This is a genomic window from Pantoea sp. FN0305 (genome assembly GCF_050113845.1).
GTDB lineage: Bacteria > Pseudomonadota > Gammaproteobacteria > Enterobacterales > Enterobacteriaceae > Mixta > Mixta alhagi.
This window is the reverse complement of the sequence record NZ_JBNJSN010000003.1, coordinates 293372-316045: the sequence shown is the minus strand read 5'-3', so window position 1 is coordinate 316045 and position 22674 is coordinate 293372. Positions and strand designations below refer to the sequence as shown.

Genomic DNA, 22674 nt, shown 5'->3' with positions numbered 1-22674 from the left:
CCGATTGCGATGTCAGTTAGATAAGAAATACCTGAAATAAATAATGAACCTTTCTCGTTACACGGACATGTTCATTATTTCCTGATAAGCACTGACTAATTTGTTACGAACCTGGATGCCCAGGTTGAGCGCAATAGAAGATTTTTGCATGGAAACCATGACGTCATTGAGACCAATGCCCGGGGTGCCAGTCATGTAATTCTCTGACAGGCTTTTGGAATGGTTTTGTAACTGGCTAATATTGTTAAGGCTGTTAAGTAAAAGGCCGGAAAAAGATACTGGTTCGCTATTTTTTGTATCATGAACAGACAGGCTATTTCCTGACATTGAAATCTTATTCGCCAGAAATTGAATCTGTTCCAGCACACCTGTAGATTGGATTGACATAGCATTCCCTTATAAATAAACGCTGACAGACGCAAACGTCATGCCAGCTTTTTTCCTTTTATTAACTTCTGATTAATAGTGAGAATAACATGTTTCTGAATGTGGTAGATAATGCAAATAGCCGACATAAGCTCGCATTTATTAGCGCTTAATATTTTTATCAAATGGAGGATAATCCTTAAAGGCGCGTTGCCGGTAAAAGGCATTCCGCCTGTTAATATTGGTATCGGAGCTGGCGCGCAGACTAATGGCTTATGGTGCAGATTGCATCATCTTTTATTCAGGTAGGATGACCGCATGGATGCCAGTGATAACAGTAGTAAACCTAACACCCAATTAAACTTTACCTCGATGGTAGAGCGATTTCGTGCGAATCCTCGCTTTCTGTTTATTATTCTTGCCGCTGCATTTATATCAGTGATTATTGCGCTGTTATTTTGGGCGAAATCTCCCGATTACCGTGTTCTGTATAGCAATATCAGCGATGAAGATGGCGGAGCCATTGTCACGCAGCTGACACAGATGAACGTGCCCTACCGTTTTCAGGAGCATGGCGGTGCCATTATGGTGCCCGCCGATCGGGTATATGAGGCCCGCCTGAGACTGGCCCAGCAGGGATTGCCAAAAGGCGGACAGGTGGGTTTCGAGCTGCTCGACCAGGAAAAATTTGGTCTTAGCCAGTTTAACGAGCAGATTAACTACCAGCGCGCGCTTGAAGGCGAACTGGCGCGCACTATTGAGAAACTGGGCCCGGTACGCAGCGCGCGCGTGCACCTGGCGATCCCTAAGCAAACGCTGTTTGTACGCGAGCAAAAGTTACCTTCCGCCTCGGTAACGCTGGATTTAAATGCGGGCCGCTCACTGGGTGCAGGGCAGGTTAATGCGATTAGCTGGCTTATCTCCAGTGCGGTGCCCGGCCTGAATGTCGATAATGTCACGCTGGTCGATCAGCGTGGTAATTTGCTGACTCAGCGCGGCGATCAGGCGCTCCAGACCAATCAGCTTAAATATATCAATGAGATCGAAGCGGATTATCGCCAACGTATTCAGGCTATTTTGGCTCCGGTGGTAGGCGCGGCCAACGTCAAAACACAGGTCACCGCGCAGATCGATTTCACTACGCATGAGCAAACGGCAGAGCAATATCAGCCGAACAGCGCGCCGGAAAACATGGCCGTACGTAGCCGCCAAATCAACAGCAGCGAGCAGGGGAATAAAGCAGGGCCGGGCGGCGTGCCGGGCGCGCTAAGCAATCAGCCCTCCGCTCCCACCACCGCGCCGATTGAGCAACCCGCTACGGCAAATAATTCACAGAAGGGCGCTAATAGCGAGGCCGTATCAACTCAGCCTTATAGCCGCCAAAAAGATGAAACCACCAACTACGAACTGAACCGTACGCTTACCCATACCAAACGCAGCCCCGGCACGATCGAACGCCTCTCGGTGGCGGTCGTGGTGAACTATCAGCTGGATAAGGAAGGCAAGCCGGTCGCGTTGGATAAAGAACAAATGGAGAAGATCCAGGCGCTGGTTAAAGAGGCGATGGGCTACTCCAGCGAGCGCGGCGATAGCTTAAACGTAGTCAACTCCCTGTTTACTGATGAGCCGGCCGAGCCTGAAACGCCGTTCTGGCTGCGTCCTGTCTTTATCGATTCGATGTTGATGGCGGGTCGCTATTTGCTGGTGCTGCTGGTGGCATTGGTGCTATGGCGCAAGATGCTGCAGCCTTTCTGGATTAAGCATCAGGAGCTGGCGCTACAGCGTCTCGAACTGGAAAAGGAAGCGCGTCAGGCCAAGCTGGATGCACAGCTACGTAAAGCAGAAATGCGTGAGCAGGCGAAAGCGCAGCAGCGTGTGGAAACTGAAGTCAACGTGCAGCAGTTGCGCAGTATGGCTGAGCAGGACCCGCAGGTTATCGCTCTGGTACTCCGTCAGTGGATGAATAAGGAACAGTCATCATGAATGCATGCGACAAAAGCGCGATCATCATGCTAACGCTCGGCGAAGAGCGTGCTGCGGAGGTCTTTCGTCATCTCAATACCCATGAAGTAACGCAAATCAGTAGCGCGATGGTCAGCATGAGTGGCTTTACCCATGAGCAACTGGCTGAAGTGCTAAAAGAGTTCCAGCAAGATGCGGGCGATTTCGCCGCGCTTACCGTTAATACCAATGATTATCTGCGCAATGTGCTGATACAGGCGCTGGGTGAAGAGCGCGCTTCCAGCCTGCTGGAAGATCTGCTGGATACCCAGGGCAATAATAGCGGCATTGAAACGCTGAACTTCATGGAGCCGCTGGCGGTATTTGAACTGATTCATGAAGAACATCCGCAAATCATCGCCACCATTCTTGTGCATCTGAAACGTGCCCAGGCGGCGGACGTGCTGACGCGCTTTGATGAGCGCGATCGTAACGACATCATGCTGCGTATTGCCACCTTCGGCGGCGTACAGCCTGCGGCGCTGCAGGAACTGACAGAAGTACTGAATAATTTGCTACATGGCCAGAACCTCAAACGCAGCAAAATGGGTGGTATTCGTCCGGCTGCCGAAATTCTTAACCTGATGAAATCGCAGCAGGAAGAGGCAGCGATTGAGGCGGTACGTGAATTTGACCATGAGCTGGCACAGAAAATTATCGACGAGATGTTCCTGTTCGAAAATCTGCTGGATACCGACGATCGCAGTATCCAGCGCATCCTGCAGGATGTGGATAACGAAACGTTGATTATTGCCCTGAAAGGCGCAGAGGCGCCGCTGCGCGATAAGTTCTTCCGCAATATGTCGAAGCGTCAGGCCGATATTATGCGCGAGGATCTCAGTGCACGCGGGCCGGTACGTATGTCGCAGGTGGAAGCCGAACAGAAAACCATTCTGCAGATTGTGCGCCGCTTAGCGGAAAGCGGTGAAATTAACATTGGCGGCAGTGAGGATGTCTATGTCTGATCTTCAGCAGTTAACCGGCTGGCAGATCTGGCAGCCGGAAGATCTTTGTAAAGCAGATATGCTGTCTGACGATGTGCAGATCATGAACAGCGAATCGACGCCAGAGCAGCAGCAGGCAGAGCTGCAACGGCTGCGACGCCAGGCAGAACAAAAAGGTCTGGCGCAGGGGCTGGCGCAGGGCCTTGAAGAAGGTCGTAAACAGGGGCACCAGGAGGGTTTTCAACAGGGGCATCAGGCCGGTATTGAGCAGGGCCTGGCAGAAGCCAGAGAACGCCAGCAACAAACCACGGCGCAATTTACCGAGCTGTTGCACTCGTTCCAGGCGGCGATTGATAACCTTGAGAAGGTCATTCCGTCGCGTCTGGTGCAGCTGGCGCTGACAGCAGCCCGTGCCACCCTGGGTAAAAACCTGGCTTTCGACAACAATTTGCTGCTGGAGAAAATCCAGTCGCTGTTGCAGCAGGAGCCGCTGTTCCAGGGGCCTGTTCAGCTCTGGGTAAATGCCGACGAGTTTTCCACGGTGCAGGAGCAGCTGGGTACTGTACTGGCGCAACAGGGCTGGGAGCTGCGCGCCGATGACGCTATGTTGCCCGGCGGCTGCCGCATCACCTCGGCAGAATGCGAACTGGATGCCACCGTTTCCAGCAGCTGGCAGGCGCTGTGTCAGCTCAGCCGTGAGGATTATGGCGCATGAGTCAGCGACTTGCACGATGGCTGCAAGCCATTGATGACAAAGAACAGCGGATGGTGAGCTTATCCGGCATACGCCGCTACGGCAGATTAACGCGAGCTACCGGCCTGATATTAGAAGCCGTGGGCTTAACGCTGCCGATCGGCACATTGTGTCGGGTAGAGCGTGACAGCGCGCACGGCGGCGACAGCATGGAAAGCGAAGTTGTCGGCTTTAACGGACAGTTGCTTTATCTGATGCCGCTGGAGAATACGGATGGCATTCTGCCGGGCGCGCGAATTTATGCCCCGGATACCGGTACGACTAAAGGCAAAATGTTACCGCTGGGACAGGCATTACTGGGTCGGGTGCTGGATGCGCGCGCCCGACCGCTGGACAACCTGTCTGCCCCCGAAACGCGCCAGCGCGGCGCGCTTTTTTCCACGCCTTTTAACCCTTTGCTGCGTGAGCCGATCAAGTCTGTGCTGGACGTGGGCGTATGCGCTATTAATGGCCTGTTAACCGTCGGGCGTGGGCAGCGAATGGGGCTTTTTGCCGGCTCCGGCGTGGGGAAATCGGTGCTGCTCGGCATGATGGCGCGCTATACCAAAGCGGATGTTATTGTGGTTGGGCTGATTGGCGAGCGTGGCCGCGAAGTTAAAGATTTTATTGAGAATATCCTGGGAAAAGAAGGGCTAAGCCGCGCTGTCGTGATCGCCGCACCGGCCGACGTTTCACCTATCTTGCGGATGCAGGGCGCCGACTACGCGACGCGCATCGCAGAAGACTTCCGTGACCAGGGGTTAAACGTCTTGCTGATTATGGACTCGTTAACCCGCTATGCGATGGCGCAGCGTGAAATTGCGCTGGCAATTGGCGAACCTCCGGCCACCAAAGGCTATCCGCCTTCGGTTTTTGCTCGTTTGCCTGCGCTGGTGGAGCGCGCCGGCAATGGCGTGCAGGGAGGCGGCTCGATTACCGCATTTTATACCGTACTTACCGAAGGGGACGATCAGCAGGACCCGATTGCCGACTCGGCGCGTGCGATTCTGGATGGTCACGTGGTGCTGTCGCGTCGACTGGCGGAGGCGGGACACTATCCCGCCATCGATATTGAAGCCTCTATCAGCCGCGCCATGACCGAGCTGATCCCACCCCAACACTACAAAAAAGTACAACGTTTCAAACAGCTGCTTTCTGCCTGGCAGCGTAACCGCGATTTGATTAGCGTCGGCGCCTACGCTGCCGGCAGCGACCCCTTGCTGGATCGGGCGATTGAGCTCTATCCACAAATGGAGCGTTTTTTGCAGCAGGGAATCTATGACCGCAGCGAATATGAAGCCTCGTTCGCCGCGCTCTCTGCGCTGTTTCCCGATTTACCTGATCACCACAAGGAGAGTAGCGAATGACACAGCGTTCCCCAATGAAGGTGTTGTGCGAGCTGGCGGAACAGACTTTAAGCGATACCACGAGCCAGCTTGGCAAGGTGCGCCAGGTTCACGCCAATGCCGCCGCACAGCTTGAGCAGCTAACCCGCTATGAGCAGGAATATGGACAACAGTTACAGACGACGATGTCAGCTACCGGCATGCCGGTGATCAACCTGCTCAGCCATCAATTTTTTATCTCGTCGCTTGGTCGGGTTGTTAAACAGCATGCCGGTCATGTTGCTGCTTGCCAGCAGTCGGTCGATCAGGCACTGGATCGCTGGAAAAAAGACAAGCGACGGTTGAACGCTTTTGAAACCCTGGTTAGCCGGGCCGATAGTGTAAAGCAGGCGAAAGAAAATCGCCTGGATCAGAAGTTAATGGATGAATTCGCGCAGCGCGCAAGCTTAAGGAACAGCGGTTTATGATGATTAATACCATCGCCTCCCTGCCGGGCGTGGCCCCCGCAGCGGCGGCAGGCAATAGTATCGATACCGGTTTCGCCAGTGTGCTGGATAGTGAACTCGCCGCTGTTACGGACAGGCGTATGCCTCTTATACAGGGAAAAGAGCAACGACCAGCCAGCGACAAACTGAACGAAGAGGATCTTGATGCGGTTGCGGCCTGGCTGCTGCCGGCTGTTCTGCCTGATGCCATATGTGCCTCGCTGCCGTCTGCGGCCGTGGCAGAAACCACTGCCGCTGCGCAACCCGCTATGGCCAGCCTGGCTAAAGCTGTCGCTGCGCCGCAAATCGGGCAGCCTGGCAATGCGCTACATGCATTAATCAATGACACCGATGCGCTTCAGGCCACAACAGAAAAAGGCACGTTGCAAACGGCACATCAAAATTCCGCCGATGAGATGCTGCGCATGATCGCCAGCCCGCGGGCCGCTCATCACAGCGGAAAGCCTGCCGAGCCGAACACGCAGCAAAGCCCCGCTCCTGACGCCTTAATTAAGCAAGCTATCGGCGTAGCGCAGGGTCTGGAAGGTGAAGGTGACAAGGCTGTTCTGTCCGTTGATAATCGCGCGCAGACAATGCCTCTTACCGCCGCACCCGCTACCTCCCCGGCATCGCTGGCGACACCCGCTGCTACATCCTCAACGTCCAGCACCCTGCTACCGGTCGCGTATGGCGTGCTGGAACCGGAAGTAGGATCGCCAGCCTGGCAGCAGGCGCTTAGCCAGAAACTTAGCGCCTTTACCCGTAATGGCGTTCATCATGCCGAGCTGCGTTTACATCCGGAACATTTAGGGCCGTTACAGATCAAGCTGCGTCTGGATCAGGATCAGGTTCAGTTGCACTTCGTTACCGATCATCAGCCGGTGCGCGCTGCGCTGGAGGCCGCTATGTCTCATCTGCGTACCTCGCTGGCCGAAGCGGGAATTCAGCTGGGTCAGGGTAGCGTTGGCCATGATGGCGCTGCAGCATGGGGTTCTTCAGCTGATGCTGATTCAGGGCAATCTTCGCTTTCTCAAAAAGAGACCGGTGCAGAACCGCTAATTGATGTGGAAGAGGAAATTACGCCTCAGCGAATTTATTCTCCCACGGGCATAAGCATTTTTGCATGAAGAATAGAGTCAATGATTTACCATCAGTAATTTCTTCTTTTTGACGAATTGTTCAGGGGCTTGCTTGTAATAGAATTGGCTATTCAATGGATCTGTATAATTGAACGTCAGGTAGTTTATAACAGGAATTGTTAATTCGATGTCAAATAAAAAAAAGTCGACGAAGACAGGGAAAAGTAAAGCAAGATCGTTATTTATTTTTGTCATTTTACTTTTGGCGATAGCTGCCTGCGCCATTGCCGCCTGGACTATGTACGAAATGAAAAACATGCAGGCGCGCCTGCTGTCAGATGATACACCTCCTGAGGTCATTGAAGTTGTCGAGCCGATAGCGCCCATTTATGTCCCGCTGGATACCTTTACCGTTAGCCTGAAGCCTGGCGGTGAAGAGTACGATCGCGTTCTTTATATTGGCTTAACGCTGCGCGTAAGTAATGAAGAAGATAAAACCAAGATAGAAAAATATTTGCCGGAAGTACGCAGCCGTTTATTAGTGCTATTTTCCGGACGCAGCGCGGAAGAGTTATCGGTTAACGAAGGCAAGTCGCAATTAATCCAGGATATTAAAAAAATATTAAACATGCCTCTTGATGAAACCCCAGGAGTGACTGTTACGGATGTTTTGTTTAACGCCTTTATATTACGGTAACGCTTATGTCTGACAGCATATTATCGCAGGCTGAAATTGATCGCTTGCTCAACGGCGGCGGCAGCAGTGAACCTGAACAGGTTGAGAAAGAGCTGATTGGCGATGAAAACATCAAGCCTTACGATCCCAACACTCAGCGCCGCGTGGTACGTGAACGGCTGCACTCGCTTGAGATTATTAATGAACGCTTTGCCCGGCAGTTTCGGATGGGGCTGTTTAATCTGTTACGACGCAGTCCGGATATCACCGCTGGCAATATAAAAATCCAGCCCTACCATGACTTTGCCCGTAATCTCCCGGTGCCGACCAACCTCAATTTAGTGCATATGAATCCGCTACGCGGAACGGCACTGTTTGTTTTCTCGCCCAGCCTGGTTTTTATGGCGGTTGATAACCTGTTTGGCGGCGACGGGCGTTTTCTCACCAAAGCGGAAGGACGTGAATTCACGCCAACCGAGCAGCGTATTATCAAGCGTATGCTGTCGATGGCGCTGGAGGCGTATGATTACGCCTGGAGCTCTATTTTCAAATTAGAAACTGAATATGTGCGCGCTGAGATCCAGGTTAAATTCACTAATATCACCTCGTCGCCTAACGATATTGTGGTGACCACGCCCTTCTATGTGGAAATAGGTTCGCAAAGCGGCGAATTTGATATCTGTATTCCCTTCAGCATCATTGAACCGCTACGTGAGCTGTTAAGTAATCCGCCACTGGAAAATTCGCAACAGGAAGATGCTCAGTGGCGCACAGTACTGGCTTCGCAGGTAAAAGATACCGAACTGGAGCTGGTGGCGAACTTCACCGACATGCAAACACGCCTGTCAAAAATTCTCGCGCTGCAAAAGGGCGATGTTATTCCGTTGGACAAGCCGGAATACATTGAAGCATGTGTTGATGGTTTCCCGGTTCTTTCGGGCAGCTATGGCTGTGTTAACGGTCAATATGCTCTCAAAATCGAGAAATTATTAAAGCCTAATTTACCGTCATTAAATAAGGAGCAATATCCCCATGAGTGACGCAAAACAACCGTCTGAGACTGAGGATCAGTCTACAGACAGCCTTTGGGGGGAAGCGTTAGCCGAGCAGCAGACTACGGAAAGTCAGGCTAACGCACCGGTTATAACGAAAGACACACAGGTTGCTGCATTTAGCGAAGATCTCAAGCTTATCCTTGATATCCCGGTAAAAATGACCGTGGAACTGGGCCGTACCAAAATGACAATCAAAGAGTTGTTGCGTCTGAGCCAGGGCTCAGTGGTCACACTCGATGGGTTGGCTGGTGAACCGCTGGATATTCTGATTAACGGCTATCTTATCGCCCAGGGCGAAGTGGTCGTGGTTTCCGATAAATTCGGTATTCGTATCACCGATATTATTACGCCTTCTGAACGTATGCAGCGTTTAAGCAGGTGACGGTTAACCAGAATGCAGATCTGTTATGAATGATGCTTCTACCACCCTCTCGCTGATCACTCAGGTGAGCGGCGCGTTGGCGATTGTCGTCCTGCTGATTATTTTTTGTGCCTGGCTGGCACGTCGCTGTGGCTTTGTCAGCCATGGCCGCGCGCAGGGGACGGCGATCGTGGTGAAAAGCAGCCATTCGCTCGGCCAGCGCGAGCGTCTGGTGGTGGTAGAGGTGGATGGTCAACGATTGCTGCTGGGCGTTACGCCGGGCGCGATTACCCGCCTTAGCCGCCTTGCTCACCCTGCTGAGGCACAGACTGCGGCGGCGGCAGATTTTCAGCTTACCCTGAGGCGCTTGCTGAAACGCGGCAAAGCGGAACCTGAACAATGAGTTCTTTAATCTCTACCGTAACGCGTTGCCGGCTGGCGCTGGCGTTGTTGTCTTTACTGCTGCTGCCGCATGCGGCCCTGGCCGCCAACGGCGATATTCTGCTGACGCGGGGCGGCGGCGGCGAAAGCTGGTCTTTGCCGATCCAGACGCTGGTTCTGCTCACTTCTCTGACGTTTTTACCTGCCATTCTGCTGATGATGACGGGGTTTACCCGCATCATTATTGTGCTGGGCCTGCTGCGTAATGCGTTGGGTACGCCCTCCACGCCGCCTAATCAGGTGTTGCTGGGGCTGGCGTTGTTTATTACCTTTTTTGTGATGTCGCCGGTGTTTAATCAGGTGTATGAGAATGCCTGGCTGCCGCTGTCGCAGGATAAGATCACCATGGAAGAGGCGCTGCCGCGCGCGGCGAAGCCGATGCGTGAATTTATGCTGAGCCATACGCGCGAAGCCGATCTGGCGCTTTATACCCGCATGGCGAAGGTAGATAACTACGCCAGTCAGGATGAGGTGCCGCTGCGTATTTTGCTGCCCGCTTTTGTTACCAGCGAACTAAAAACCGGTTTCCAAATCGGCTTCGCGGTATTCATTCCATTTCTGATTATCGATCTGGTGATCGCCAGCGTGCTGATGGCGCTGGGGATGATGATGTTGCCGCCCGCCACCATTTCTCTGCCGTTCAAGCTGATTCTGTTTGTGCTGGTGGATGGCTGGCAGCTCATTATGGGCTCGCTGGCTCAGACTTTTATCAACTGACGGGATAACAGATGACGCCAGAAAGCGTAATGGCGATGGGGTTTCAAGCCATCCGGGTAGGACTCATGCTGGCCGCGCCGCTGCTGCTGGCGGCACTGGTCACCGGCCTGATCGTCAGTATTTTACAGGCTTCCACGCAAATCAATGAAATGACGCTGAGTTTTATTCCCAAAATTCTGATGATTGTCGCGGTGGTGGTCGCGCTTGGACCGAGCATGCTCTCAACGATGCTGGATTATATGCGGGCGCTCTATACTACTCTTCCTCAGATGATTGGCTGATATGCAGAGTCTGTCGCTGGATGCGCTGCCACTGCTGGTGAGCCACTACTTTTGGCCGCTGATGCGTGTGCTGGCGCTGTTTAGCACCGCGCCGGTATTTAATGACAAGTCGATCAGCGCTCGGGTTAAGGTGGGGCTGGCGGCGATTATCGCCCTGCTGCTGGGGCAAAATCTGCCTGATAATGCCATTCCACTGATCTCCATTATGGGGCTTTGGGTCGGCTGCCAGCAGTTGCTGATCGGGGCGGCGATGGGCCTGACTATCCAGTTACTGTTTGTTGCCGTACGCTATGCCGGTGAAATCATCGGGCTGCAAATGGGCCTCTCTTTCGCCATGTTTTACGATCCTAACGGCGGCGATAATATGCCGGTGGTTTCCCGCCTGCTGAATCTGCTGGCCATCCTGCTGTTTCTGCTGTTTAACGGTCATTTGCTGATGCTGGAAGTGCTGGCGGAAAGTTTTCAGTTGCTGCCGGTAAGCACCGCGCCGCTGAACCGCGACGCATTTAGTGCCATCGCGTCTTCCGGCAGCCTGATTTTTCAGTTCGGCATTGCGCTGGGACTGCCGGTGATCACGCTGTTGCTGGCAATCAACCTGACGCTTGGCTTACTGAACCGCCTGACGCCGCAGCTATCCATTTTTGTGGTGGGGTTTCCGCTGACGCTCGGCATAGGAATGCTGGTGATGTTGCCGTTAATGAATCATTTCGCACCTTACTTTTATCATCTAATGGAAGTGGTGTTTACCCGGCTCTCGCAGATTATGCTGCTGTTCAGATTGGGCTAAAAAAAGGCCGCAGCCCGATCGCTGCGGCACTGATAATGCATTTACTCACCTTCAGCCAGTGCCATCAGGCGGGTTTCGCCTCTTTTTTGCCACGTGCGCGTAGCGCCGTGAGCGGGCCTTCTCCACTCAGGGTGAAAACAGAGATCAGGGTAAAGGTGAGCGCCACCAGACCCAGCACCAGATAAGCGCCGTGGAAGCCCAGGCTGTCGTACATATAGCCCGCAAACAGCGACATAAAAATCATCGACAGCTGCTTAAAGAAGCAGAAGCAGACCAGATAGATAGTGGCAGAGAAACGCACCTCAAACTGGCTGGTAATATATTTAAAGCAGCCGACAATCAGGAACGGCACCTCAAACATATGCAGGGTTTTCAGGATCACCACCTCCAGCGCTGAAGTGGCAAAAGAGGAGCCGATAATGCGTACTGACATAATGGTGCCCGCCAGCAGCAGCGCATTCTTCCCGCCAATGCGGTTCACAATCAACGGCGCAAAGAACATGATGCTGGCATTCAGCAGCTCGCCCATCGTGGTGACGTAGCCGAAGACGCGCGTGCCCTGTTCGCCGGAAGCAAAAAACGAAGTAAAGAAATTGGCGAACTGCTGGTCGAACACATCATAGGTACAGGAAACGCCGACAACATACAGCGACAGGTACCAGAGCTTAGGATTTTTAAACAGCTCCAGCGCCAGACGCAGATTAAAGGGCGAGGGGTTAGCGCCCAGCGAGTCGGCAACCGTGGCGGAAGGCTGCGCCTGCGGTTTAGCGATAAACAGCAGGATCGCCAGAATCACCGCACAGCCCGATCCGAGCCAGAACACAAACTGGTTATTGATGGTGAACATAATGCCGACAATCGAGGCGCACAGCGCCCAGCCCACGCAGCCGAACATACGCGCGCGACCAAATTCAAACTGGCTACGGCGGCTGACTTTTTCAATATAGGCTTCAATAGCGGGCGCGCCGCCGTTGTAAATAAAGCCAAGGTAGATGCCGCCGACAATCGCGCCGAGCAGAATGTGGGTCTGCAATAGCGGGCCAAGCACGTAGATAAAGAAGGGCGCAAACATCACCAGCATGCCGGTAATAATCCACAGCAGATGTTTTCTTAATCCCAGCTTATCGGAAAGCAGGCCGAACACAGGTTGAAACAGCAGGGAGAACAGCGAGATGCAGGCGAAAACAATACCGGTATCGCTTTTACTGAGGTGGTTGATGTCATGCAACCAGATCGGGAAAAACGGAAAATAGGCTCCCATGATGAAAAAGTAAAAGAAGAAGAACAGCCCGAACATCCAGAAGTTGGTATTTTTCAGGTAATACATAACGTTTTTCCTTAAGGTTATCGCGGGGCAGAGAGGCCAAACCTGCCCCGGCTAACGCTCAGCGCGTGTTAAACACGCACCCAGCTCACTTCATAGTGATAATGGTTGTCCTGTAGCAGATATTCCGGCGAGACGCTGGGACTCCAGGAGTCATCGCCGCCTACGCCCATATGGAACCCATCCAGATTCAGCCAGCTTCCCGGCTCCTCCTGTAACAGATGGCGGTGCGTAACGTCGCGCAACTGCGCCTGGCTGTAGCGGCTGAGATTAAAGTGGAAGCGACCGCGCCATTCGTTGTCGCCATACTGCAACCATTCGCTGTCGCAGCGCAGGCCGTTTTCGCTGGGGAAAACATATGGGGTATAGAGCGCCGCCAGCGGCAGCTGCCAGCGATCGTAGCGGGCAGACTGTTTGCGATCCGGATAGTTTTCATGCGGGCCGAGGCCGAGCCAACTTACCTGCGGCTGCACCTGCGCCAGCTGGCAGGTGAGTCCAATACGTGCCGGCGCCGGGATGCCTGGCGCGACATCCACATCCACGCTGATATGCAGTTCACCGGTGTGGTCGATGCGATACGTTTTACGGCTGATAAACAGAATTTGGTTCTGATAGCGCCAGCTGTGCACCGTATGCAGTTGTACTTCACGGCTAAGACGCTCTGCTTCGCACCGTTCCAGCTGCGGCTCCATCTCATAGAAGCCTGCCGCTTTCCAGCGCTCTACCCAGGCGTTGGGATCGATGCGTGCGGCTTCGCTAACGCCGATATCATTATCCAGTGGCGCACGCGTAAACTGATCCTGTAATGGCTGTAGCAACGCCGCTTCCCCGCCTTTCCACCACTGAGTCAGCAGGCCACTTTTCCTGCTGAACTGCCAGCGCTGTGCACCAAGCTGAATATCAAAGGCGTGCTCGCTGACGCGAAGCTCAGGAGCTTCGCCTGTACCGTGCGGCGCGGCGGGCAATGTTAATGGCGAGGCCAACGGCCACTGCTGCCAGGCGCAGATATGTCCTGCCTCAGACCAGGCGGTGGCGGCAATTTGCTGCACCTGCACCGTCAGCCATACCTGACCGCTGGCGGTAATCGCAGGCAGATCGCTGAGGGTAATCAGCTGCGTGCCTTCAGGCGCGATATCCAGATGAACCGTGCCGCTGGCCAGAGTGCAGCCTTCCTGCGCCAGCGTCCAGATCAGCTGTTCGTTATCGCAGCGGCGGAACAGATATTCGCTGGCGATCTCCAGCTCAACCGGCTGCGTGCTGTTCAGCGTAAAGCGGAAAAATTGCTGCGCCTGCTGCGCTTCAAATAGCGCCGGGTGCGGCGTGCGATCGGCAAAGACCAGGCCATTCATACAAAACTGACGATCGTTCGGCTTATCGCCGAAGTCGCCGCCGTAAGCGGCATAGGGTTTGCCGTTATCGTCATAGCGGGTCAGCGATTGATCGACCCAGTCCCAGACAAAACCGCCCTGCAAACGCGGATACTGACGAAACGCCTGCCAGTATTTATGAAAGCCGCCAAAGCTGTTGCCCATGGCGTGTGCGTATTCGCACAGAATCAGCGGACGATGCTCATCCGGCATGCCGATCCATTTTTTTATCGACCACTTCGGCACCTGCGGGAAAGGCTGATCCTGATCGACGCGCGCATACATCGGGCAAATAATATCGGTGGCCGCGCTGTTAGCGCCGCCGCCTTCGTACTGCACCGGTCGCGTCGGGTCGTTAGATTTAATCCAGCGGTAAAGCGCGTCATGATTGTCGCCGTGTCCCGACTCATTGCCCAGCGACCAGATGATGATTGAGGGATGATTGCGGTCGCGTTGCACCATGCGCGTCACGCGCTCGCTCATCGCGGGCAGCCAGACGGGATCGCTGGAGAGGCGGTTCATCGGCTCCATGCCGTGCGTTTCGATATTGGCTTCGTCTACCACATACAGTCCGTAGCGATCGCACAGTCGGTACCAGAGCGGATGATTCGGATAATGCGAGCAGCGCACCGCATTAAAATTATGCTGTTTCATCAACAGAATATCGCGGCGCATGGTCTCTTCATCCATCACCTGACCGTTCTCTGGATGATGCTCATGGCGGTTGGTGCCGCGGATCAGCAGGGGTTTGCCGTTCAGCTTCAGCAGACCCTGCGAGATTTCTACCTTACGGAAGCCAACATCACAGGCCTCCGCCTCCAGTAACATACCGCTACGGTCATGCAGCAGCACCACCAGACGATAAAGCGTGGGCGTTTCGGCGCTCCAGAGCTGCGGCGCGGCAACCGGCAGGCGCAGCGTGGTGCGATCTTTCCAGGCGCCGCGCTCATCAACGATCTCGCTGCCGAGCGGTTGCTGACGCTCGCCCAGCATCTCTTCGCCGAACCAGAGCTGCATCGTAACCTGCACGTCCGACAGCGACGCGCCGTTAACCACTACCTGCGCCTTAAGCTCGGCATGGCTAAAACTTTCATTAAGCTGGGTGACCACCTGCAGATCGCTAATGCGGGTGTGGGGCTTATGCAGCAGTGAGACATCGCGGAAGATGCCGCTCATGCGCCACATATCCTGATCTTCCAGATAGCTGCCGTCGCTCCAGCGCAGCACCATAACTGCCAGACGATTAGCGCCCGGCTGCAGCACTGCGCTCAGATCAAACTCGGAGGGCAGACGACTATCCTGGGCATAGCCGATCCAGTGGCCGTTGCACCATAAATGAAAGGCGGAATTCACGCCGTCAAAAACAATACGTGTCTGACCAGAGGCGAGCCAGCTTTCATCCACATGAAATGTGAGCGAGTAACAACCTGTTGGGTTATCTGCCGGAACAAAAGGTGGGTTAACCGGAATCGGGTAGGTCACATTGGTATAAACTGGCGCATCGTAACCCAGCATCTGCCAGTTTGAGGGCACCTTGATATCATCCGCGTCAGTCAGATCCTGTTGCAGCCAGCTTTCCGGCACCGCTTCCGGTCGGGAAAAATAGCTGAATGCCCAGTGCCCGTTCAGGCTCTGCAGGCTGGTGGAAGGCGTATCATTTCGCGCCGCCTCCGGCGATCGCCAGCTGCAGAAGGGCGGATGGGCAGGGAGCTGATTGAGTTGGGTTACCGCCGGATTTTCCCAGTCGCGACGTGCCAGGATGGCGCTTAGCGTGGCGGCTGATGTGCCTGCTGTTACAGTCATGTGCTTTTCCTTATGCTTTTGTGATGCGCTCACATTTAATAGCAATATGGTTTTGACTCACAGGGATGTAAAGGCGCGTAGCCGGAATCGGTGATGGGATTCACAAATAATCTGGGAAGGAGTAGCCGAAAAGGGGGTAGTGGGCGGCTTTGCTGGCATCAGCCTGCCGCAAACGGGCGAGGCCGTGGCCTGACCCGCAAGTAAATGTATAATGGGGACGGCTTGTCTAACCTTCTGAAATATTTAATGATACGCTTCTGATTCGTCGGGAAAGCAACGCCTCGGGGCGACTATTTCAGACGTGCCGCCTGACGCGCCAGCTGCATCAGCGCATCTGACAGCGCCTGCGGAGAAAGCGTCTCACTTCCCGGCGCTGCGGTGGTTTTACGTATTACCAGGCTAACCGGCAGCAGCTCAGAACGCGTCGGCGCATCGGGCTGACAGATCATCTCCACCAGCCGCTCCACGCTGTTTTTCCCTAACATTCTGAAATCCTGCTTGATGGTGGTCAGCGGTGGAATAAAGCAGGCGCTGTCAGCGGTATCGTCATAACCGATAACCGAGATGTCACCGGGCACTTTCAGGCCCGCTTCAGTAATGGCCCGTAGCGCGCCTAATGCCATCTGATCGTTCGCTACCAGAATCGCACCAGGCTGTGGGCCTTCATTCAACAGCCGCGTCACCTGCTGATAGCCGGAAAGCGCGCTCCAGTCACCTTCCATGATCGCCGTTGCCTGTAGCTGATGCTGCGCCAGCGTCTGCTGCCAGCCTTCAAAGCGTAGACGCGCCGAAACTGAACTTTGCGGCCCGGCTAACAGCGCAATTTCCCGATGACCCAGTTCCAGCAGATGCGCCACGCCCAAACGTGCGCCCTGGTCAGGATCGAAAATGACGCTGTTGGCGTCCAGCTGCGGCGAGACATCCAGAAACAGCACCGGCACCTCCCGACATAGCGCCACCAGGCTTTGCGCCTCTTCATCCTGTAGCGGAATATTCACGATCAGGCCGTCCACGCGCTGTGCCAGCAGATTATTAATTGCCGCTCTGGCCGCTGCCGCGCCGCTCTGCTCGGTCATTGAAATCACGACGTTAAAACGTTTTTCCCCAGCCCGGGATTTAATGGCGGCGGCAATTTGCGAAGGCGCGTGCAGTGAAAGATCAGAGGTCGCAAGCCCGATAGTGTGACCAATTTTGCCCGCCAGCTGCTGTGCCACGCGGTTAGGCACATAGTTCAGCGCCAGCATCGCTGCTTCAACTTTTTGTCGGGTCTTCTCTGATACGTTTTCCGCCTGGTTTATTACCCGCGAAACGGTCTGGTAAGAGACGCCGGCATACTGTGCCACATCATAAAGGGTTGTCGACTTCGCTTTCATCCCAGCTTCCTTAGGCTATCCGCGCGGACCAGTTGGTCGCTAATAGCGGAATAGTATGCCGGGCGGCGAATAAAGTAAAAACAGGGGAAAAGAAAACAGAGGCAACACCTGGCCGTGTTGCCTGAATGGCGGCAGAGAAAGGTTTTATCCGTGAAAACGTACTGACTGCATCAGGTTATCACCTCCGCATTTTGCTGCCGGTACTCTTTCGGCGTGCTGGCGTAGCTTTTCTTAAACACCGAATAGAAATATTGCAGTGAAGGGTAGCCGCACATCTGTGAAATCTCATTAATCGGCACGGAAGAGGAGACCAGCAGCGCCCGTGCCCGTTCCAGCTTCTCGCTGTGGATGATGGTGTGAATGGTCTCGCCGGTTTCATCTTTAAAGCGTTTTTCAAGGTTGGAACGCGACATGCCTACTGCATCCAGCACCTGCTCAACCTTGATCCCTTTACAGGCGTTAAAGCGGATATAGTGCATCGCCTGAATCACTGCCGGATCGTGCAGCGAGCGAAAATCTGTTGAGCGCCGGGCGATAACCTTCACCGGCGGCACCAGAATGCGTTGTAACGGCAAGGTTTGCCGATCCAGCAGCCGATGCAACAGCTTGGCCGCCTGATAGCCCATCTGTCGGGTACCCTGCGCCACTGAGGAGAGCGCCACGCGCGACAGATAGCGCGTCAGCTCTTCGTTATCAATGCCAATCACGCACAGCTTTTCCGGAACCGGAATTTTCAGATGCTCGCATACCTGCAACAGATGGCGGGCACGCGCATCGGTAACGGCGATAATACCGGTTTGCTGCGGCAGCGTTTGCAGCCAGTCGGCAAGCCGGTTTTGCGCGTGCTGCCAGTAGGCGGGCGCGGTCGCCATGCCCTGGTAAACCACGCCCTGGTAGCGCTCTTTCGCTACCAGCCGCCGAAAGGCATATTCCCGCTCCTGCGCCCAGCGTTTGCCACAGGAGGCGGGCAGGCCATAAAAAGCAAAGCGGTTAATGCCTTTCTCTTTCAGGTGCAAAAAAGCGCTCTCTACCAGCGCGGCGTTATCGGTCGCGATATAGTGCACGGGCGGATAATCTTCTGGCCGATGATAAGAGCCGCCCACGCCCACGATCGGCACATCCACATTCTGCAGCAGCGCCTCGATATCTTTATCGTCATAGTCCGCGATCACGCCGTCGCCGAGGCACTCATGCATGTTATCGATACGGCAGCGAAAATCCTCTTCAATAAAAATATCCCAGTCGGTTTGCGAGGCTTGCAGATATTCACCGACACCTTCCACAACCTGGCGGTCATAGATTTTATTGGCATTAAACAGCAGGCTGATGCGAAAACGTTTCTCAAACATGATCACTCCTGTTTTTTATTCTGCATCTTGATTACCACAGTGAAACCAGCCGCAGAAAAAAATTGGTGAGCCCTGTGATCTGCTTCGACGATTACACGCGCCGCCGGGTGGCGGAGTCCATCCATACCGCTAACAGCAGGATGGCGCCCTTAACGATGTACTGCCAAAACGCCGGCACATCCATCATGCTCATGCCGTTATCCAGCGAGGCCATAATAAACGCGCCCATCACCGCGCCCGCTACCGAGCCGATGCCGCCCGCCAGGCTGGTGCCGCCGATAACGCAGGCGGCGATAGCATCCAGTTCTGCAATATTACCGGCGGAAGGTGAACCCGCGCCCAGACGTGAACTCAGGATCAATCCCGCCACGGCTACCAGCAGGCCGTTAATCGCGAAAACCGCCATTTTGTTGCGCGCAACGTTGATGCCAGAAAGGCGGGCCGCATCAAGGTTGCCGCCAATCGCATAAATACGGCGACCAAAAGCGGTGCGGGTCGCCATAAACATCCCGGCCAGCATCAGCAATGCCAGAATCAGCACCGGCGTAGGCACGCCGCGATAGTCGTTCAGCAGCCAAATCGCGCCCAGCACCAGCAGCGCGGTCATCGTCTGACGTGTCACTGCGTTGCGGGCTGGCGATTGCTCCAGCCCCATCTGCTGACGCCGCAGCCGCAGCCGCCACTGCCAGGCGATAAACAGACCAAGGCCGATAACGCCGAAACCGAAGCCAATGCCGTCCGGCAGATAGCTTTGCCCGATTTGCGACATCGCCGGGCTGGTGGGCGCGACGGTAGTGCCGTTAGTGATCCCGACCAGCACGCCGCGAAAGGCCAGCATCCCGGCCAGCGTGACGATAAACGAGGGGACTTTACGATAGGCGACCCACCAGCCGTTCCAGGCGCCCAGCAGCAGGCCGAGCGCCAGCGTAACCACAATGGTCAACGGCAGCGGCCAGCCCAGCCAGACATCAAAAATCGCCGCCGCGCCGCCCAGCAGCCCCATCATTGAGCCAACCGACAGGTCGATTTCCGCAGAGATAATCACAAACACCATCCCCACCGCGAGAATGCCGGTGATCGCTGTCTGGCGCAGCAGGTTAGAGACGTTGCGCGCGCTGAGATAAGCGCCGTCGGTCATCCAGGTAAAAAACAGCATAATCACAATAATCGCGGCCAGCATTACCAGCACCTGCAGATTAAGCAGGCGCAGCTTGCCTGGCGCGCCGCCGCCGCTGGTGGGCAGCATAGCGGTATTGGTTTTAAGCATAATGTTCACTCCGCAGGGCCGCTTCCATCACCTGTTCCTGCGTCAGGTTATGGTTCGGCAAGTCAGCTTTGATTTGTCCTTCGTGCATTACCAGTACGCGATCGCTTAATCCCAGTACTTCCGGCAGCTCGGATGAGATCACAATAATGGCGATGCCCTGTTGCACCAGCTGATGGATCAGCTTGTAAATTTCGACGCGGGCACCGATATCGATGCCGCGCGTGGGTTCGTCGAGGATCAAAATTTGCGGGTTAAGCAGCAGGCATTTCGCGATCACCGCCTTCTGCTGATTGCCGCCGCTCAGGCGACCTACCGCCAACTCTGCGGAAGAGGTTTTCACCCGTAGCTGGCGAATAGACGTATTAATAGCAACCTGCTCGCGCGCCTCATCCAGAACAGAGAATGTGTTGCTGAACTGCCCCAGCGCCGCCAGGGTGATGTTTTTCCCTACGCCCAGCAGCGGCACGATGCCATCTTTTTTACGATCTTCCGGCACCATGGCGATGCCGTGCTGAATGGCCTGCTGGCAGTCCCAGCGGCGCGGATTAACCCGATGTTCTTTGATGGTGATCTGGCCTTCCCAGCGCCCAGGCCAGAGACCGGTCAGACACTGAACGGTCTCTGTGCGTCCGGCCCCGACCAGCCCGGCGATACCGAGGATCTCCCCGCGTCGCAGCGTAAAGGAGACATTATTTACCCGCCGCAGATGACGGTTAACCGGATGCCAGGCGGTAAGATTTTCCACGCGCAGGATCGCCTCGCCCTGTTCATGCGGCTCACGTGGATAGAGCGCCGTCAGCTCGCGCCCGACCATCATGGTAATAATATCGTCCTCGCTCAGGCCCTCTGCCGCACAGGTGGCGATATGCTTGCCGTCGCGAATCACGCAGATGGTGTCGGATATCGCCTTAACCTCGTTGAGCTTGTGCGAGATATAAACGCAGGCGATGCCGTGATCGCGCAGATCCTTAACGATCCCCAGCAGTACGCTGGTCTCCTGTTCGGTAAGGGAAGAGGTTGGCTCATCCAGAATCAGCAGGCGCACCTGTTTGTTCAACGCACGGGCGATTTCCACCAGCTGCTGTTGACCAATCCCCAAATCGCCGACGCGCGTATGCGGCGAGATATCCAGCTTTACCTGCTTCAGCAGCCGCTGACAGCGTAGCGCCATGGTTTCGTCATCCACCACGCCGCCCCGGCCGATCTCGCTGCCGAGAAAGATGTTTTCCAGCACGGTAAGCTGCCGGACCAGCGCCAGCTCCTGATGAATAATCACAATGCCCTTGCGTTCGGTATCGCGAATATTGGCAGGGCGCAGCGGTTCGCCAGAAAACAGGATCTCCCCTTCGTAGTCGCCCGCCGGATAGAGGCCGCACAGCACCTTCATCAGCGTCGATTTACCTGAGCCGTTTTCGCCACACAGCGACACCACTTCGCCCGGCTCAAGGCGCAAAGAAATATCGTCCACGGCCTTTACGGCACCGAAGCGCTTGGTAATGTTTTTCATTTCCAGTAGCGTGGTCATGACTTTCTCCAGCAATGGAATAGCCGCCGGGCGGCGGCAGCGGGCTTAGAGATCGCTCTTTTTATGGAAGCCGTCAGCGACGATGGTGCTGTCAATATTGCTTTTATCAACCGGGATCGGCGTTAACAGCCAGGCGGGAACCGCTTTCTTGCCGTTATTGAGCGTGGCGTTGGACTGTGGTTGTTTATCATTCCCCAGCTCAACGGCGATTTTTGCCGCTTCATCGGCCAGTTTGCTGATCGGTTTATATACCGTCATGGTTTGCGTGCCGTTCATAATGCGTTTGATCGCCGCCAAATCCGCATCCTGACCGGAGATAGCCACTTTCCCCGCCAGCCCCTGCGCGGAAAGCGCCTGAATTGCGCCGCCAGCGGTAGCATCATTAGAGGCAACCACCGCATCGATCTGGTTATTATTGGCGGTTAGGGCGTTCTCCATGATTTTCAGCGCATTTTCCGGTAGCCAGGCGTCCACCCACTGATCGCCGACGACTTTTATTTTGCCCTCATCAATCAGCGGCTTAAGCACTTTCATTTGGCCTGCGCGGAACAGACGGGCATTATTATCCACCGGCGAGCCGCCCATTAAGAAATAATTCCCCTGCGGCACCTGCTTAACAATACTCTGCGCCTGAAGTTCGCCTACTTTTTCATTATCAAAAGAGATATAGAAATCGATATCGGCATTATTAATCATGCGATCGTAAGCCAGTACTTTAATGCCTTCCTGCTTCGCTTCGGCAATCACATTGCTTAATACCTGGCCGTTGTAAGGAATAATCACCAGCACATCAACGCCGCGATTAATCATATTTTCAATTTGCGCCATCTGGATTTCTTCATTGCCGTTGGCTGACTGGACAAATACGCTGGCGCCCAGCGCTTCAGCCTTTTTGACGAAAATATCGCGATCTTTTTGCCAGCGTTCAAGGCGCAGATCGTCAATAGCCATGCCGATCTTGACCTCTTTCGCGTTGCCGGCCTGGCTAAACAGAGCCAGCGCGGCGCAAACGGCCAGTAAAGTCTGTTTCATTTTCATCATCATTACCCTGTAGGTTGAGGTGTTTTTTATCAGAAGGTTCCTGAACAGGCTGTTGGATTCTTGACCTGACCGCATGCTTTCTTCAATTACAGATTTTTATCCCGGCATTACGTTTTTTGGTTTATTGCTGGTTTTATGATGGCGATCGATGTTTTAGCGTGAAAGAGATTCGGTGACGTTATTTTTTGCGCGTTGACGCGAAGTAAAAGCCGCCGCCAGCCCTATTTTGCGACGTGACGCACAGTTAATAATTATCTTAATTGCGGTGTGAAATAACGTAATTGAGAGAGAGGCTGACGCTTACCAGAATAGAGCCATCTTCGCTGACCATTTCCGGTCAACTTGTTAAGGAG

The 22674-nt window shown here is 54.5% G+C and carries 21 protein-coding genes; 13 read left to right on the top strand and 8 right to left on the bottom strand.

All coding sequences use genetic code 11. The features are described from left to right. Positions 1 to 57: 57 nt before the first annotated feature. The gene (gene fliE, locus ACQE3Y_RS08445; RefSeq protein WP_426973841.1) at positions 58 to 387 is read right to left on the bottom strand and encodes a flagellar hook-basal body complex protein FliE; all 330 of its coding nucleotides are present in this window, start codon (positions 385 to 387) and stop codon (positions 58 to 60) included. A gap of 297 nt (positions 388 to 684) precedes the next feature. Here fliE and fliF point away from each other — a divergent pair, with 297 nt between their 5' ends. The 13 genes from fliF to fliR all read left to right on the top strand — a co-directional run bounded on the left by fliF (position 685) and on the right by fliR (position 11272). Continuing rightward, positions 685 to 2349 carry a flagellar basal-body MS-ring/collar protein FliF gene (gene fliF, locus ACQE3Y_RS08440; protein ID WP_426981428.1) on the top strand — a complete coding sequence of 555 codons (1665 nt, stop codon included), beginning with the start codon at positions 685 to 687 and terminating at the stop codon, positions 2347 to 2349. Next, positions 2346 to 3332 carry a flagellar motor switch protein FliG gene (fliG, locus tag ACQE3Y_RS08435; RefSeq protein ID WP_426973843.1) on the top strand — a complete coding sequence of 329 codons (987 nt, stop codon included), beginning with the start codon at positions 2346 to 2348 and terminating at the stop codon, positions 3330 to 3332. The genes fliF and fliG overlap by 4 nt, the downstream gene beginning before the upstream one ends. After that, entirely contained in the window at positions 3325 to 4026 is a 702-nt protein-coding gene (locus ACQE3Y_RS08430; RefSeq protein ID WP_426981427.1) for a flagellar assembly protein FliH, read from the top strand. The genes fliG and ACQE3Y_RS08430 overlap by 8 nt, the downstream gene beginning before the upstream one ends. Next, positions 4023 to 5411, top strand: coding sequence for a flagellar protein export ATPase FliI (gene fliI / locus ACQE3Y_RS08425; protein ID WP_426981426.1), 1389 nt, complete (start codon positions 4023 to 4025; stop codon positions 5409 to 5411). Before ACQE3Y_RS08430 ends, fliI begins: the two co-directional genes overlap by 4 nt. Continuing rightward, positions 5408 to 5857, top strand: a complete 450-nt coding sequence (gene fliJ / locus ACQE3Y_RS08420; RefSeq protein WP_426973846.1) for a flagellar export protein FliJ — start codon at positions 5408 to 5410, stop codon at positions 5855 to 5857. Before fliI ends, fliJ begins: the two co-directional genes overlap by 4 nt. Further along, complete coding sequence (locus tag ACQE3Y_RS08415) at positions 5854 to 7002, top strand: flagellar hook-length control protein FliK (protein WP_426981425.1); 1149 nt, start codon at positions 5854 to 5856, stop codon at positions 7000 to 7002. The genes fliJ and ACQE3Y_RS08415 overlap by 4 nt, the downstream gene beginning before the upstream one ends. Positions 7003 to 7141: 139 nt before the next feature. Beyond that, entirely contained in the window at positions 7142 to 7651 is a 510-nt protein-coding gene (gene fliL / locus ACQE3Y_RS08410; RefSeq protein ID WP_426973848.1) for a flagellar basal body-associated protein FliL, read from the top strand. 5 nt (positions 7652 to 7656) lie between these two features. Further along, positions 7657 to 8670, top strand: coding sequence for a flagellar motor switch protein FliM (gene fliM, locus ACQE3Y_RS08405; RefSeq protein ID WP_426973849.1), 1014 nt, complete (start codon positions 7657 to 7659; stop codon positions 8668 to 8670). Then, complete coding sequence (gene fliN, locus ACQE3Y_RS08400; protein ID WP_426981423.1) at positions 8663 to 9067, top strand: flagellar motor switch protein FliN; 405 nt, start codon at positions 8663 to 8665, stop codon at positions 9065 to 9067. The genes fliM and fliN overlap by 8 nt, the downstream gene beginning before the upstream one ends. 25 nt (positions 9068 to 9092) lie before the next feature. Next, a complete protein-coding gene (gene fliO, locus ACQE3Y_RS08395) occupies positions 9093 to 9449 on the top strand; it encodes a flagellar biosynthetic protein FliO (protein WP_426981421.1) in 357 nt (118 codons plus the stop codon). Next, positions 9446 to 10204, top strand: coding sequence for a flagellar type III secretion system pore protein FliP (gene fliP / locus ACQE3Y_RS08390; protein WP_426981419.1), 759 nt, complete (start codon positions 9446 to 9448; stop codon positions 10202 to 10204). The genes fliO and fliP overlap by 4 nt, the downstream gene beginning before the upstream one ends. A gap of 11 nt (positions 10205 to 10215) precedes the next feature. After that, complete coding sequence (gene fliQ / locus ACQE3Y_RS08385) at positions 10216 to 10485, top strand: flagellar biosynthesis protein FliQ (protein WP_426973853.1); 270 nt, start codon at positions 10216 to 10218, stop codon at positions 10483 to 10485. A 1-nt stretch (position 10486) separates the two neighbouring features. After that, positions 10487 to 11272, top strand: coding sequence for a flagellar biosynthetic protein FliR (gene fliR / locus ACQE3Y_RS08380; RefSeq protein ID WP_426981417.1), 786 nt, complete (start codon positions 10487 to 10489; stop codon positions 11270 to 11272). Positions 11273 to 11336: 64 nt separating this feature from the next. Here the strand turns inward: fliR and ACQE3Y_RS08375 are convergent, their stop codons facing one another. The 7 genes from ACQE3Y_RS08375 to xylF form a co-directional block, all read right to left on the bottom strand. After that, positions 11337 to 12599 (bottom strand): MFS transporter, encoded by a 1263-nt coding sequence (locus tag ACQE3Y_RS08375; RefSeq protein ID WP_250651345.1) that lies wholly within the window; start codon positions 12597 to 12599, stop codon positions 11337 to 11339. A gap of 68 nt (positions 12600 to 12667) precedes the next feature. Continuing rightward, a complete protein-coding gene (locus tag ACQE3Y_RS08370) occupies positions 12668 to 15766 on the bottom strand; it encodes a beta-galactosidase (protein WP_426981415.1) in 3099 nt (1032 codons plus the stop codon). Between the two features lie 290 nt (positions 15767 to 16056). Next, positions 16057 to 17139 (bottom strand): LacI family DNA-binding transcriptional regulator, encoded by a 1083-nt coding sequence (locus tag ACQE3Y_RS08365; RefSeq protein ID WP_426973856.1) that lies wholly within the window; start codon positions 17137 to 17139, stop codon positions 16057 to 16059. Between the two features lie 170 nt (positions 17140 to 17309). Further along, positions 17310 to 18488, bottom strand: coding sequence for a D-xylose utilization transcriptional activator XylR (gene xylR / locus ACQE3Y_RS08360; protein ID WP_426981413.1), 1179 nt, complete (start codon positions 18486 to 18488; stop codon positions 17310 to 17312). Positions 18489 to 18579: 91 nt separating this feature from the next. Continuing rightward, complete coding sequence (gene xylH, locus ACQE3Y_RS08355; RefSeq protein WP_426981411.1) at positions 18580 to 19755, bottom strand: xylose ABC transporter permease XylH; 1176 nt, start codon at positions 19753 to 19755, stop codon at positions 18580 to 18582. Next, on the bottom strand, positions 19748 to 21280 hold the full coding sequence (locus tag ACQE3Y_RS08350) for a xylose ABC transporter ATP-binding protein (protein WP_426981409.1): 1533 nt from the start codon (positions 21278 to 21280) through the stop codon (positions 19748 to 19750). The genes xylH and ACQE3Y_RS08350 overlap by 8 nt, the downstream gene beginning before the upstream one ends. 45 nt (positions 21281 to 21325) lie before the next feature. After that, positions 21326 to 22318, bottom strand: a complete 993-nt coding sequence (xylF, locus tag ACQE3Y_RS08345) for a D-xylose ABC transporter substrate-binding protein (RefSeq protein ID WP_426981408.1) — start codon at positions 22316 to 22318, stop codon at positions 21326 to 21328. Positions 22319 to 22674: the final 356 nt, after the last annotated feature.